Origin of the sequence: Devosia sp. LC5 (assembly GCF_000735585.1) — a bacterium.
Taxonomy (GTDB): Bacteria; Pseudomonadota; Alphaproteobacteria; order Rhizobiales; family Devosiaceae; genus Devosia.
Genome location: NZ_JNNO01000011.1, coordinates 1 through 12,860 on the forward strand (window position 1 = coordinate 1; position 12,860 = coordinate 12,860).

The following is a 12,860-nucleotide window of genomic DNA, read 5'->3' on the forward strand; positions in this document are numbered from 1 at the left end:
GGGGGGGCGGGCCGGCTTCAAGTCCGTCGTCACCGAACGCAAGGCTGCCGATGCCGGCATTGACGGGCGCGGGCGCCTGCAATCCTCGCACGCTGCCGGCACCACCAGTGTCAACCTGGCCGAGGATGGCGTGCACCCCTTCGGCATGAAGGTCTCCACCGTTTCCACCACTAGCGGCGCGGTCAGCGTCACGCAGCCGGCGGCAGGTGGCGGCGCGCTGGGCAATCAGGTTAGCGTGACCTTCGCGCCCATGCCTGCCGAGCAGATAACGGCCGGGCAGACCATTTCCATGGGCTTTACACTGCCCGACGGCACCGAAACACAGATCACCATGCGGGCCATCGGTGCCGCAGATGGGCCTCCCGGAGCCAATGAATTCGTCATTGGCGCAAATGCCGAGGCAACTGCCGGCAATTTCAAGACCGCGCTGGACGAAAAACTGGTCGAAGTGGGCGGCACCACCCTGGCCGGCGCCTCGACCTTCGCCGCCTCGCAGAATTTCTTCAACGGCGCGGGCGAACCCGTGCTGCGCGTCGATCAGAGCAGCGGCAATCCTCCCACTAGCCTGAGGGTCGCCACCGAGGCCGATACAGTCATGTGGTATAGCGGCCAGACGCCTACCGTTGCCGCCGAGGGGCTGGGGCGTCTCGAAATCGGCACCAATGGGGCCATGGTCACCCTGGGCGAAAAGCAACCCGTCTCGGCCGCGCATGGTTTCCAGATCAGCGGCATTTCGGCGTCCACCGCCAGCATCGCCACCGCCCCTTCGACGGCCAATCCCTCCGCTGTCACGGCCCAGTTCACCGCCATCCCCGCCCCTGGGGAAACCGTCAATATCACCCTGACCGAGCCGAATGGCACTACCCGCACCATGGCGCTAACCGCCGTGGTCGGCAAAGCCGGGCCAGGTCAGTTCACCATCGGTGCCGACGTCAACGCCACCGCCGCCAATTTCTCCAAGGCCCTTACCGGCGTGGTCACCGACGCTGCGATCCTGGCCGAAGGCAATCCCCGCCAGAGCGTGACCTCACAGATCGATGACTCGACCCGCGTCAATTATGGCCTCCAGGCCAATGAATCGGGGACGCTGGCGCTGATGCGGACCATGGCCGCCATGTCGGTCGAGACCTACCCCGATAGCGATCCGACCGCCACCGGCCGGTTCGATGCCATGGCCGAGCGCCAGCAATCGGCGCTTTCGGAATCGCATAATTCGCAGCGCGGTTCGGTCGAAATCCTCACCATGGAGCTGGGCATGGCGCGCAGCTCCCTCAACAACACCACGACACGCCACAGCAATTACAAGCTGCAGCTGGAGAACCTGTTGAGCAGCGTGGAGACGGTGAGCAAGGAAAACGTCGCCATGGAAATCCTGGCCCTGCAAACGCGCCTCCAGGCCAGCTACCAGGCCACTTCCATGATCAGCCAGCTCAGCCTCGTCAAGTTCATGTAGTGGTAGCGGGCGCCACCGGCGCTCAAGGCCGGGTGCGGAACCTTCCACCCGGGCGTATGGCTACCCGTGATTCATCGGCTCCATCGTCCCCTGAGGGGTGAGGTGAGATGGTGACTAAGGGGTTCATGTCCGAACGCCGAAAACAAAAGGCCCCGCAATGCGGGGCCTTTTCATTCATTTCACCACCCGCTCAATTCGCGCGCAAACCTTGCGCCAGCTGGCGATTGATGTTGATCAGCGTGTCCAGCCGATTAGGGGACACCGGATCAAGCAGGATCTCGCGCGTCTCGTTGAGGATGTACATCCCCAGATTGGCGATGTTCTGGCGCACCATGGCGGGCAGCGCGTTGTCATCGCGCGTCACCGAGGTCATGAAGATGGTCCAGAGCTTGCGATTGAAGGTCAGCGCGCCCTTGAGCACTTCGCTGTCGGCGGGCCAATTGTCGCGCACGGACTGCAGGCTCGCGGCGGATTTGATGAGGAGCGCAGCTTCACGTTCGCGGGGGGATTCAACCGTCTTGGCTGTCGTCTGGTAGGCTGCCGCGCCGTATTGCTGCATGCTCAAACAGGTCCTGTTCGTACTGAATCAGCTCTTTGGCTGTCTTGAGTGCTTTGTATAGGTCGCCAGTTAAGATGTCGTTATTGATGCGGTCCGCAATTGAAATTGTGGAGGGGGCGGCAGTCACGAAATCGTTGATCAGCGTGAAATATTCGTCGCGCAGCGTCGTGATATCCTCCTGGATATACATCAATTGTACGGCCAGGTAGATGCGCTTGGCAGGGGTGTCGGCCGTCTCGGTGGTCAGGATGTCCTTTTCGCGCAGAATGGGCGCCTTGCCGTCGATAAACAGCCGCGAGCGCTGTTCGGAATTGGTGATGATGCAATTGCCCACCAGCAGTTTCTCGCCGGGCTTGAGTTCGACCTTTAGCGCCAAGGCATTCTCCTTCACATATTCGTTTGCGCGCTCACACTAGCGCCATTTGCGGCGCTTTCTAGTCCGAGCGGACAAAGAAAAAGGCGGGCCGAAAGCCCGCCTTCCTCAAGCTGTTTATGGTGCGATTAACGCAGCAGCTGCAGGATGCTCTGGTCAGCCTGGTTGGCCATCGACAGGGTCGAGGTACCCAGCGACTGACGGGTCTGCAGCGCCATCATGTTGGCAGCTTCCTGGTTCATGTCGGCCAGGGTCAGGTTGCCGGCACCGGTTTCGAGCGTGTTGATCATGGACTTGGTGAAGTCCTGACGGTTCTGCACGATCGACAGGTTCGAGCCGAAGGACGAAGCCTGCGAACGAACCGAGTTCAGCGCGCCCTTGACCTGGTCGAGGAAAGCGTCGATGCCGGCGTCGCTGTCCAGGTCCTTGGCAGTCAGGGTCGTCGACAGCTTCAGGTTGGCGGCGTTGACTGCATCTTCACCCTTGCTCTGGATGTCGATCGAGGAGGTGCCGGTTTCGTTGAAGGTGATCTTCAGCTTGTCGCCGCGCAGCAGGTTGATACCGTTGAACGAAGCATCGTCCGACAGCTTGTCGAGCTGGTCGCGCAGTTCGTTGAACTGGTTGGCCAGATCGGCACGCACGGCGTTGCCAGCGATTTCCGAGGCAGTGGTGCCCTGGGTTACTTCGAGGGTCTGGGTCGACAGGTTCTCGATGCGCAGCTTGCCGTTGTCGTTGGAAGCGCGAACAAAGCCCTCGAGATCAGTATTCTTGTTGATCTCGGAAACCAGTTCGTCGGTCGATTTGGCAACGTTTGTGTCAGCGCCGAAACCGAGAACGGCAGCGCCGCCGGCCGGTGCCGCGCCATCGGCAACAGTGATGGCAGCAGTCGCGGTGGCGTGCGACAGCTTGATCTGACCGTTCTCAACCTTAGCGGTAACGCCGTTGCCGACGGCGGCAGTGGCGGTGTTGATTTTGTTGGCAATGTCGGTGGCCGTGTCGCCGGTAGCCAGCGTGATGTCAGCGGTAGGAGCGCCGGCACCAGTGTCAATCGTAAATGTCTTGCCATTGTCAGCAAGGGCGACGGGACCGGTCAATGCCGAGGTCTTCTCAGTCTTGACCAGCGATACGCTGCGAGCGACGTCGCCAACGGCGCCCTTCTCGAAGCTGATGTCGCCAGTGGTAACGGTGGAGTCGATCGTGTAGGACTGGGTCTGGAACGACTTGTCCTGGCGCGCCTGGCGCAGGGTCGACTGCATCGATTCCAGGTTTTTGGTGATCGAGGTCAGGCCGTTATTTGCCGCTTCGATGGTCTTGATGCCGTTAGCCATCGAGTCCATCAGGTTGTTCAGGTCACCGGCGCGGCTATTGAGCGACGCGGCAGTGAAGAAGTTCGTGGGGTTATCGAGTGCCGAGTTGACCTTGTTGCCGGTCGACAGGCGGTCCTGGGTCTTGGCCATCATCGTCGCCGTGTTCTGCAGCGAGGTGAGGTTGGACCGGACGGAAGCGGTGAGATTGATATCAGCCATGGTAAAGTTCCCTTTCTAGGAGACTCGTATTGCTTTGACGTCTCATTCTGAGACAGCGTGGAGCATGCACTGGGCGGCATAAAAAATCGTTAACTTGATGCCGCAGCTTGCGTTGATATTCAGGATTGCCCAGCGCGGTTAAAAGCGGGTGAAGAACCCGCGAACAGTGCGGAATCCAGCGGGAATCGGGGTCTCCAGACAGAACAAAGCCCCATTGTCCGGGGCTTTTATGGCAAGGGCAAGGCTATGGAGCCCAGTGCATCAGGCCATCAGGTCTTTCAGTCGCGCCATGGATTCTGGGGGAATCGTCGAGGAGCCGATGCGCTGGTATAGCTCGGCCAGCGTCTGTGGCGTCGGGGCGAGGGCGCCGGCAATCACTGCTGCCGCGAACATGGCAGAAGAATCGCGCGCGGGCGCTTCCTGTTCGCTATCGCTGGAGCGCTCTTCGCGTTCCTGGTTCGGCCTGGCATTCTTTGGAGCGGATGGCGTGCCATGGGGCAGCACGGTGCGTTCGCCCGGTGCAGCGCGATGCCGGTAGTCCGTAATATTGGTGTGACTGGGGCCAATCGGCTCGAGTGCGATTGCGGTGACCATGACGCTGTCCTTGCATGCACGAATGCAGTGGCAGCCTAGGCACGAACAGATTGGGGCGCACTTACCAGTTTAGGGCGGATTAGATTCAAATGCAGGAGTGCACCGCCCCTACATCGAGCGATTAACCGCAATTCCCCGCGCCGAACTCGCCGGATCGGTCGCTACCGCACCAGCCCGGCCATAAGTCTTGGCCTTGTTCTGCTGCCCGACGATCTGCGCCACATCGGTCAACAGATCTTCCGTCACGGTCCGCGCCGTTGCCAATACGCGCAGATTCTCGGCCATTTGCGTGGCCAGGCTTTCATGCCCCTGCTTCAGGCGCTCGATGGCCTTGGGCGCCTCGGCGCGCAGGCGATCGCCCTGGCGCTGCACGGCGCGGGCAAAGCCCACATAATCCTGCGCCAGCCGCGTCTTGTCCGGCGTCAACGTACTGGCCTGCTTGATATGGCCGGTGCGCAGCAGCACGGTTTCCTGGTTCATGATATCGACAAGCGCGGCGAGGGCGATCTCGGCCATCTGGCACAGATCGTCGGCCGGCAGGCTGTCGAGGGCGGCGAGGCGGGCTGCGGCGGTCATGCTCAATAGGCTCCCTTGGGGATTGTGAGGCTGTTCTGGGCGTTGGCGGCTTCCTGCAGGGTCAGCAGGTCGCCCATCAGCTGGTCGGCAATGCCGAGCCCGCCATTTTGCGCCATGGAATTGGCGAGTTGTTCCGATTGCATCGAGCGCCAGGTTTCCTCGCCAAAGCCGCTGCCAAAACCGTTCTCGCTCTTGACGCTTTCGAACATTGTCTTGGTCAGGGTGTTGAGGAACACGCCTTCGAATTCCTCCGCCTGCTGGCGCACCTTGGCGATCTGGCTGGCGCTGAGGGTCGATCCCGGCTTGGCGATGGCCTCGACCATTACAGCACCTCGATTTCGGCTTGCAGCGCGCCGGTGGCCTTGATCGCCTGCAGGATCGCGATCAGGTCGCGCGGCGCTATGCCCAGCGCGTTGAGCCCATCCACCAATTCCTGCAGCGTCACCGATTCATTGACCACGGCCAGCGCCTTGTCCGAGGCGAAGACCTCCAGATCGGTGCTCGGCTCCACCGCCGTCACGCCATTGCTGAACGGAGCCGGCTGCACGATGGTCGGGTTCTCGGCAATGGTCACCGTCAGGTTGGACTGGGCGACGGCGACGCTGGACACCCGCACATCCTTGCCCATGACGATAATGCCGGAATTCTCGTCGATAACGATCTTGGCCGGCTGGTCGGTTTCCACCATCAGCTGTTCGATATCGGTGAGCAGGTCGACAATATTGCCGTTGAACCCGCGGGGCAGGGTGACCCGCACCGTAGCCGGGTCCTCCGGCGTTGCCGTAGGCACGCCGATGAAGTCATTGATCGAGAGCGCAATGCGCCGCGCCGTGGTCAGGTCGGGATTGCGCAGCGCCAGCCGCAGCGAGGTTTGCGAGCCGAGCTGGAAATCGATCTCCCGCTCGATCACCGCACCCGAGGAAATCCGCCCCGTGGTCGGCACGCCCGAAATGATCGTGGCGGCATCGCCTTGCGCCTTGAATCCGTTGATATTCACCGGGCCCTGCGCAATGGCATAGACTTCGCCGTCGGCGCCCAGCAGCGGGGTCACCAGCAGCGTGCCGCCCTGCAGGCTGTCGGAATCGCCCAGGGCCGCGACCGATACGTCGATGCGCGAGCCCTGCGTTCCGAAGGGGGGCAGGTTGGCCGTGACCATGACGGCGGCGACATTGGCGGTGCGCACATTCTCGCCTGCCGTATTGACGCCCAGCCGCTCCAGCATGGATTGCAGCGATTGCTTGGTGAAGGGGGAATTGTTGAGCCGGTCGCCCGTGCCGTTGAGACCAACCACCAGGCCATAGCCGACCAGCTGGTTTTCCCGGACGCCTTCCATATCGACAATGTCTTTGATGCGCGCTGCCGCCGCGAAGGCATCGGCCGTCGGGGCCAGCAGCAAGGCGGCGCTGAGGGCAGCCGCCGCGAGCCGTCGCAAGATCATGTGCATTGTCATCCCCGTCACCGGGCCGCTCCATCCCATGGTGCGGCATTTGACGAAGACATTGCGAAAAGTGTGCCAAGCTACGATTGTGCAGCAAGCCATTGAAATAAAATGATTTTAGTGTCGTTTCGTCGACGCTCTCGGTTGCAACGACCGGGCGCTAAGCAATTCTTGCCGGGTCCATTAAGCTCTTGTTAACGCCTTCCGGCAGATTTTGCCGGGGATAGGCACCGAACTGATTTGAGTCTGGCTTTGCGCATCGAAACCAATACTCGCGCCAATGGGGTCAGCGGCCGCGGTGCTGCGGGCCGCGCTGGCTCGGGCATGGCCTTCGTTCCGGCGGGCGAGGATAGTGCGGTGCGCATAGCCGCCGCGGCGCCCATGGCTGCCAGTGCCGGCATCGACGCGATCCTGGCCTTGCAGGCCGTCGAAGACCCGCTGAACGGCAAGAAGAAGCGCGCCGTCAGGCGCGGCGCCTCCCTGCTCGACGCGCTTGACACCATCAAGGCGGACCTGCTGATCGGCCGGGTCGGCGCGGAACGGCTCGATCAATTGGTGATCCTGCTGGGCGAAGTGCGCGAACGCTCCGTGCCCGGGCTCGATGCCGTGCTCGACGACATCGAATTGCGCGTGCGGGTCGAGCTGGCCAAGCTGGGCCGGTTTCTTTAGTTCACCGCCAGGGTAGGTTCAGCTTGCCATCCACGCTCCAGGCGCCTGGTCCGGTAAACACGACATAGAGATAGATAAAGCAGAACAATATGGCCCCGGTCCCCATGTTGACTGCGGGGTAAAACCCCATGGGAGCATGGCCGATCCAATAGCCTACCGCCATCATGCCCGACAGGATGAATGCGGCTGGGCGGGTGAATAGTCCGATGGTTACGAGCGCACCGCCCACCAGTTCAAGCACACCGGCCGTGGTGGTCATCGCGTCCAGCGGCACCGGAAACGGCACGGGAAAGCCAAAGAGCTTCTGCAGCCCGAAATGCACGAAGAGCAGGCCGGTGATAATTCTCAGGATCGCCAGCACATAGGGCGAAAGGCTGTTCAATCTCGCAATCATATTAGTCCCCTCAGACATGATACAGCGAACGGGCACTATACCCGTTCCTCACCACGACGACCAATGGAGGCCAGATTCGACAGTGACGGCGCAGTTGATTGCATGCCGTGTCGAAGTCCGGCCTGGCCGTTCGTTGCAACAGCGAAGCCAACCATGCGGAGCATTTACAAATGATCCCCACCATCACCGCTTTTGAACGCTCCCCCGACGGCGGTCAGGGCCTCGCGCGGGACATGCGCGTACGCTGGGCTCTGGAAGAGGCCGGCCAGCCCTATAATGTCCGCCTCGTCTCCTTCGCCGCGATGAAACAGCCCGCCCATTGCGCCCTCCAGCCATTCGGCCAGATTCCAACCTATGAGGAGGGCGATCTGGTGCTGTTTGAATCGGGCTCGATCGTGCTCCACATCGCCGAGCGCCATGGGGGCCTGCTGCCGGACGATGCCAATGCCCGGGCCCGCGCCATCACCTGGATGTTTGCCGCAATCGGCACGATCGAGCCGCCCATCGTCGAGCGTGAACAGGTCCCTTTTACCGAGCGCGACCAGCCTTGGTACGAAGCGCGCCTGCCGCTGCTTGAGCAACGCATCCGCGACCGCCTGAATGTCCTGTCCGGCCGCCTCGGCACGGCCGATTGGCTCGATGGCGGGTTCAGCGCCGGTGACCTGATGATGGTCATGGTGCTGCGCCGCGCGGAGGGCATGGACATATTGGAGCACTATCCCAATCTTTCCGCCTATATCGCCCGCGCCGAAGCCCGCCCCGCCTATCAACGCGCCTTTGCTGCTCAATTGGCGGTCGCTACCGGCAATAGCGGCTAGGTAGCCGATCCAGCTTGCCCGCCTGCAAAAAAAACGTTACCAAACCAAACATGAGGTACGTACCTCATTGTTTGGAGGGGGAGCCAAAATGCAGGACTTCAAGGTAGATCCGGAATTCACCATCACTGACGAGCAGACGCTGCGCAGCCTGTTTCCGGCGCAAACGGCGCTGGCCATTCACAAGTGCCAGAGCCTGCTCGATACGCATGCGCAGGCCTTTATCCGGCGTTCGCCTTTCGTCTGCATCGGCACCCAGCATGCCGATGGCCGGGCCGATGTCAGCCCGCGCGGCGATCCGGTGGGCTTTGTCGAAATTCTCGATCAGCACACCCTGGCCATCCCGGACCGCCCCGGCAATAATCGGCTCGATAGCCTGGTCAATATCCTGGCCAATCCCAATGTCGGGCTGTTGTTCATCATTCCGGGCTTTGACGACACATTGCGCGTCAACGGGCGGGCGAGTCTGGTGACCGATCCGGCCATCCTGGGCGGCATGAGCGTCAATGGCCGCTTGCCCAAGCTCGCCATCGTGATCAAGGTCAGCGAGGCCTTCATGCACTGCGCCAAGGCTTTCCGGCGCTCGCATTTGTGGGACCCCGAACACTTCCAGGACCGCCACGAAATGCCCTCGCTGTCCAAGATCATCCTGGACCAGACCACCGGCGCCCCCAGCGACGAAGAGGCAATGCGCCAGATCGATGCCGATCTGGAAGTCGAATACAGGAAGTCGATGTACTAGGGCGGGGCAGGGCCCCGGGGTCTCGCCAGCAAATGTGCTATACCGGGCCGGTAAAACGGGGGAGCCACATGAACGACAGGATCAGGACGGGCGGGTGTCTCTGCGGGGCCGTGCGCTACGAAGTCTCGGGCGAGCCCTATATTGCCGGCCTATGTCACTGCACCAAGTGCCGCAAGCTGACCGGTTCGGCCTTTTCGGCCACGGCAAACTGGCGCCAGGACCAGTTCGTCATGACCGGCAGCGTGCAAACCTATGACCGGCGCCAATTCTGCCCCGCCTGCGGCTCGCGCTTGTTCTTCCTGTTCGAGGGCGGTATGGAGATCTTCCTCGGCACCCTCGACGACGCCCCCTACGGCATTACGCCTCATCTCGAAGTCTGGACCACAAGGCGTGAACCTTGGCTGCCGCAGATGCCAGGTGTCGACACGCATGAGCAGAACCCGCCGCCGCTGTGATTTAGGTGCAGCGTTCCAGGGTGGCATCGACCACGCCCGCTATCGACCCCATTTCGGTCGTAGTTTCTCGCTGACTGGCCACCTGCAAGCCGACATCGTCAAAAGCACGTGTTCGTCCGACTCAGAGTTGTCGCTTGAACCAAATGCGGTCCACCGCTTTCGCCTCTACCCAACCTTCCAAACGACCAAACTCCAAGTATCCGAGGCGCAAGTAGAATGCTGGAGCTTGCGTGGTTAGGGTGTCTACGCAACTAGTTTCCGCACCGAGCCGGAGACCTTCGGCTTCTGCAGCGGCGATCAACGATCTCCCGACCCCGCGCCCTCGGGCATGACCATCAACCCAGATGTTGTTGATGAACAACACTGCAAAGGAGATCGAAGCCGTTATTCCACCGACAAACGCCTCGCCATCCCGTTCCACAATCGCGAAGTCGTATCTCGCGATCGACGAGACTTCGTTTTCCCGAGCGATACCTTGCGAGATAACAGATACGATGTTGACGGGCGGCGGCGATAAGATTTCAAGCATCGACCGTCCTTTTGGTGTCGAGCTATGAAGCGTCCCGGCGACTTTCAGATGACAGTGCTGGCTCAAATCGACCCCCTTGTGGACGCGACTGACGTCCCACGCGCTACCCGTAAGTGGGAATTGCCCCGTGGTAGGTTGCTTGAACGTTTCGCGACCTATATCGAATGCGGATCCATAGGGAGATTTGGCCGTGACCAGTAGGGACAACGAGCATGCGGGAATCTCATTTCAGGCCCAGTTGGTCGTCGACAACTACCGCTTTCGCCCTCCGTATCCAGACCAGCTTTTCCAAACCCTCATATCAAGCGCTCCGCAGGGCAATCGGCTCCTAGACCTTGGCTGTGGACCGGGGAAAATCGCGCGCCATCTATCCCCCTTTTTCGAACGCGTCGTGGCCGTGGACCCTTCTGAAGCGATGCTCGTCTTAGCCGTCTCGCTCGAAAATGGTGACGCATCAAACATTGCTTGGGTCCAGGGCCACGCGGAAGACACCGATCTTGGTTCGGACCAGTTCGAACTCGTCGTTGCCGCAAACAGCATCCATTGGATGGAGCCCGACCGGCTTTTTACGAAGCTGCAAAAGCACGTCGCGCAGGATCACGCCTTCGCTGTCGTTTCCGGCGACGACGCACATGATCCCCCTTGGCACGCCGATTGGGTTGAATTCTTAGTCAGGTGGATACCCTTGGCTACCGGTGAACCGTTCGACCTTCAACGAAAGACTTCCGAGTGGTCTGCCTGGAAGAAGCATGTCGATATAGAGTTTGCTGAGACCTTCATTTCGGCCCCACTGACGCAGAGAGTATCGGAATTTATCGCGTGCCAGCATTCTCGTGATGCTTTTGCCCCCTCGCGGCTGCAGGGAAGGATGGAAGAGTTCGATAGGGAACTTCTTGAACTGCTCGAGCCCCACGCAGTTAGTGAAGTACTATCTTTCCGCACAAGGTCCGAGCTTACTATTGGCAGAGTTCGGGCGGCATGACCTGGACCGCCACGGCAGCTTTTCGGGAGCTGTGACGTTAGCTGCCAGTCCGCAATCCACCCCGTTCAAGACATAAGCGCCGCGGCCGTGTGATCCGCTCTTGCGACTACCAGGGCTGCACTGGCGCCGTCCCTTCGGGGATAGGACTCTGTGGCAAGACCACCGCCGCTCACACCCCTCCCATTCATCAAACCGTCGCCGATTATCGGGTACACGGCCGGCGCGGGGCGGTTTGTCGCGTTGTCCACCGGGCCATTTGTGTGCTTGCCCGGTGCGGCCTGCGCGCATATATAGGCCGCCTAAGGGGTGCATTGGAGTTGAGTCTGCTGATGTCTTCGGTTGTTGACCTAGTTGAATACCGGCCCAGCGATGATGAGCCGTTCATGAATCCGCGCCAGCGCGAGTATTTCCGAGCCAAGCTGAATACGTGGAAGGACGAGATCCTTCGCGAAAGCCGCGAGACGCTCGCCAATCTTCAGGAAGAAAGCCAGAACCATCCCGATATGGCCGATCGTGCCAGTTCGGAGAGCGATCGCTCGCTGGAACTGCGCACAAGGGATCGCCAGCGCAAGCTGATTTCCAAGATCGATGCAGCGCTCAAGCGCATTGACGATGGCACCTATGGCTATTGCGAGGAAACCGGCGATCCGATTGGCCTCGCCCGGCTCGATGCCCGGCCGACCGCGACGCTGAGTCTCGAAGCCCAGGAAATGCATGAGCGCCGCGAAAAGGTCTATCGCGACGAGTGATCCGATCGCGCAACGAGAATTTGCAAGGGGCCCGCTATATTGCGGGCTCTTTTTTTGCCTAATGAGCGGGCAAAATGGGAATTTCTGATTAATAATTAAGCGCCATGGCGTGCTGCTATGTCCTAAAGGACTGCGGTGCTGTGGTTTTCGGGCTGGCATGGGTCTTGCAGTTCTGTGGCGGAAGTTATCCGCAAAGGACGCGACATATGCATAGACGGCTTTTCCTTTCCCTCGCCACGCTGACGCTGGCGGCATTGGGCACCGCGCTGCCGGCCTATGCCGATGCGCTGGAAAACATCAAGGCGGCGGGCACGATCAAGATCGCCGTGCCGCAGGATTTCCCGCCATTCGGTAGCGTTGGCACCGATTTGCAGCCGGTTGGTTATGATGTCGATATGGCCCAGCTGATCGGGGAAAAGCTGGGCGTGGCCGTGGAATTGGTGCCGGTCACCAGCGCCAATCGCATTCCCTATCTGCAAACCGGCATGGCCGACCTGGTTATTTCCAGCCTGGGCAAGAATGCCGAGCGTGAGGCCGTGATCGATTTCACCGATGCCTATGCCCCGTTCTTCAACGGCGTCTTCGGCCCGGCCAGTGTGTCGGTGGCAGTGGCGGCCGATCTGGCCGGCCACAAGGTGGGCGTCACGCGCGGTTCGGTGGAAGATCTGACGCTGACCGAACTGGTTGGCGATGGGGTGGATATCAGCCGCTACGAAGACAATAACGGCACCATTTCGGCATTTCTTTCCGGCCAGGTCGAGCTGATCGCCACCGGCAATGTGGTGGCTGCCGCCATTCTGGAGCGCAATCCGCCGATCCGGCCAGAGCTCAAATTCCTGGTCAAGGATTCGCCCTGCTATATCGGCCTCAACAAGAACGAAACGGCCCTGCTGGCGGCCGTCAATGCGATCATTGCCACCGCCAAGACCGATGGCTCGCTCGAGGCCATCTCCCAGCAATGGCTTGGTCAGGCTCTGCCTGTCGATCTCTAGGTCCTAGCGCTTTG

16 protein-coding genes and 1 pseudogene are annotated in these 12,860 nt (G+C 60.8%); 8 read left to right on the forward strand and 9 right to left on the reverse strand.

Features of this window, described 5'->3' with window-relative positions; all coding sequences use genetic code 11:
* Positions 1 to 1,453: pseudogene (locus tag FF80_RS21850) on the forward strand (hypothetical protein); the annotation flags it as partial.
* 190 nt (positions 1,454 to 1,643) lie between these two features.
* Here FF80_RS21850 and flaF read toward each other — a convergent pair.
* From flaF to FF80_RS06885, 7 genes are all read right to left on the reverse strand, one after another.
* On the reverse strand, positions 1,644 to 2,012 hold the full coding sequence (gene flaF / locus FF80_RS06855; protein WP_035098871.1) for a flagellar biosynthesis regulator FlaF: 369 nt from the start codon (positions 2,010 to 2,012) through the stop codon (positions 1,644 to 1,646).
* Positions 1,963 to 2,388, reverse strand: coding sequence for a flagellar biosynthesis repressor FlbT (gene flbT, locus FF80_RS06860; protein ID WP_035098873.1), 426 nt, complete (start codon positions 2,386 to 2,388; stop codon positions 1,963 to 1,965). The genes flaF and flbT overlap by 50 nt, the downstream gene beginning before the upstream one ends.
* A gap of 125 nt (positions 2,389 to 2,513) precedes the next feature.
* A complete protein-coding gene (locus FF80_RS06865) occupies positions 2,514 to 3,911 on the reverse strand; it encodes a flagellin (RefSeq protein WP_035098875.1) in 1,398 nt (465 codons plus the stop codon).
* A gap of 261 nt (positions 3,912 to 4,172) precedes the next feature.
* On the reverse strand, positions 4,173 to 4,505 hold the full coding sequence (locus FF80_RS06870; RefSeq protein WP_035098876.1) for a hypothetical protein: 333 nt from the start codon (positions 4,503 to 4,505) through the stop codon (positions 4,173 to 4,175).
* Between the two features lie 108 nt (positions 4,506 to 4,613).
* The gene (locus FF80_RS06875; protein ID WP_035098877.1) at positions 4,614 to 5,081 is read right to left on the reverse strand and encodes a hypothetical protein; all 468 of its coding nucleotides are present in this window, start codon (positions 5,079 to 5,081) and stop codon (positions 4,614 to 4,616) included.
* A gap of 2 nt (positions 5,082 to 5,083) precedes the next feature.
* The gene (locus FF80_RS06880; protein WP_052153276.1) at positions 5,084 to 5,404 is read right to left on the reverse strand and encodes a rod-binding protein; all 321 of its coding nucleotides are present in this window, start codon (positions 5,402 to 5,404) and stop codon (positions 5,084 to 5,086) included.
* Positions 5,404 to 6,525, reverse strand: coding sequence for a flagellar basal body P-ring protein FlgI (locus tag FF80_RS06885; protein ID WP_200877175.1), 1,122 nt, complete (start codon positions 6,523 to 6,525; stop codon positions 5,404 to 5,406). Before FF80_RS06885 ends, FF80_RS06880 begins: the two co-directional genes overlap by 1 nt.
* A 234-nt stretch (positions 6,526 to 6,759) precedes the next feature.
* Between FF80_RS06885 and FF80_RS06890 the strand changes: the two genes are divergently transcribed.
* Positions 6,760 to 7,188, forward strand: a complete 429-nt coding sequence (locus FF80_RS06890; RefSeq protein WP_081917307.1) for a flagellar assembly protein FliX — start codon at positions 6,760 to 6,762, stop codon at positions 7,186 to 7,188.
* A gap of 1 nt (position 7,189) precedes the next feature.
* Here the strand turns inward: FF80_RS06890 and FF80_RS06895 are convergent, their stop codons facing one another.
* A complete protein-coding gene (locus tag FF80_RS06895; protein ID WP_200877176.1) occupies positions 7,190 to 7,582 on the reverse strand; it encodes a DoxX family protein in 393 nt (130 codons plus the stop codon).
* 170 nt (positions 7,583 to 7,752) lie between these two features.
* Here FF80_RS06895 and FF80_RS06900 point away from each other — a divergent pair, with 170 nt between their 5' ends.
* The 3 genes from FF80_RS06900 to FF80_RS06910 all read left to right on the forward strand — a co-directional run bounded on the left by FF80_RS06900 (position 7,753) and on the right by FF80_RS06910 (position 9,594).
* Complete coding sequence (locus FF80_RS06900) at positions 7,753 to 8,400, forward strand: glutathione S-transferase family protein (RefSeq protein ID WP_035098881.1); 648 nt, start codon at positions 7,753 to 7,755, stop codon at positions 8,398 to 8,400.
* Positions 8,401 to 8,488: 88 nt separating this feature from the next.
* Positions 8,489 to 9,139, forward strand: coding sequence for a pyridoxamine 5'-phosphate oxidase family protein (locus FF80_RS06905; RefSeq protein WP_035098882.1), 651 nt, complete (start codon positions 8,489 to 8,491; stop codon positions 9,137 to 9,139).
* 68 nt (positions 9,140 to 9,207) lie between these two features.
* On the forward strand, positions 9,208 to 9,594 hold the full coding sequence (locus FF80_RS06910; RefSeq protein WP_035098883.1) for a GFA family protein: 387 nt from the start codon (positions 9,208 to 9,210) through the stop codon (positions 9,592 to 9,594).
* 121 nt (positions 9,595 to 9,715) lie between these two features.
* Here the strand turns inward: FF80_RS06910 and FF80_RS06915 are convergent, their stop codons facing one another.
* Positions 9,716 to 10,189, reverse strand: a complete 474-nt coding sequence (locus FF80_RS06915; protein ID WP_244445726.1) for a GNAT family N-acetyltransferase — start codon at positions 10,187 to 10,189, stop codon at positions 9,716 to 9,718.
* A gap of 124 nt (positions 10,190 to 10,313) precedes the next feature.
* On the opposite strand from FF80_RS06915, the gene FF80_RS06920 reads away from it, so the two are divergent.
* From FF80_RS06920 to FF80_RS06930, 3 genes are all read left to right on the forward strand, one after another.
* Positions 10,314 to 11,105 (forward strand): class I SAM-dependent methyltransferase, encoded by a 792-nt coding sequence (locus FF80_RS06920; RefSeq protein ID WP_035098886.1) that lies wholly within the window; start codon positions 10,314 to 10,316, stop codon positions 11,103 to 11,105.
* 329 nt (positions 11,106 to 11,434) lie between these two features.
* Positions 11,435 to 11,854: an RNA polymerase-binding protein DksA gene (gene dksA / locus FF80_RS06925; protein ID WP_035098887.1), complete on the forward strand. Its 420-nt coding sequence runs from the start codon at positions 11,435 to 11,437 to the stop codon at positions 11,852 to 11,854.
* 206 nt (positions 11,855 to 12,060) lie between these two features.
* Positions 12,061 to 12,846 carry a transporter substrate-binding domain-containing protein gene (locus FF80_RS06930; RefSeq protein WP_035098889.1) on the forward strand — a complete coding sequence of 262 codons (786 nt, stop codon included), beginning with the start codon at positions 12,061 to 12,063 and terminating at the stop codon, positions 12,844 to 12,846.
* Positions 12,847 to 12,860: the final 14 nt, after the last annotated feature.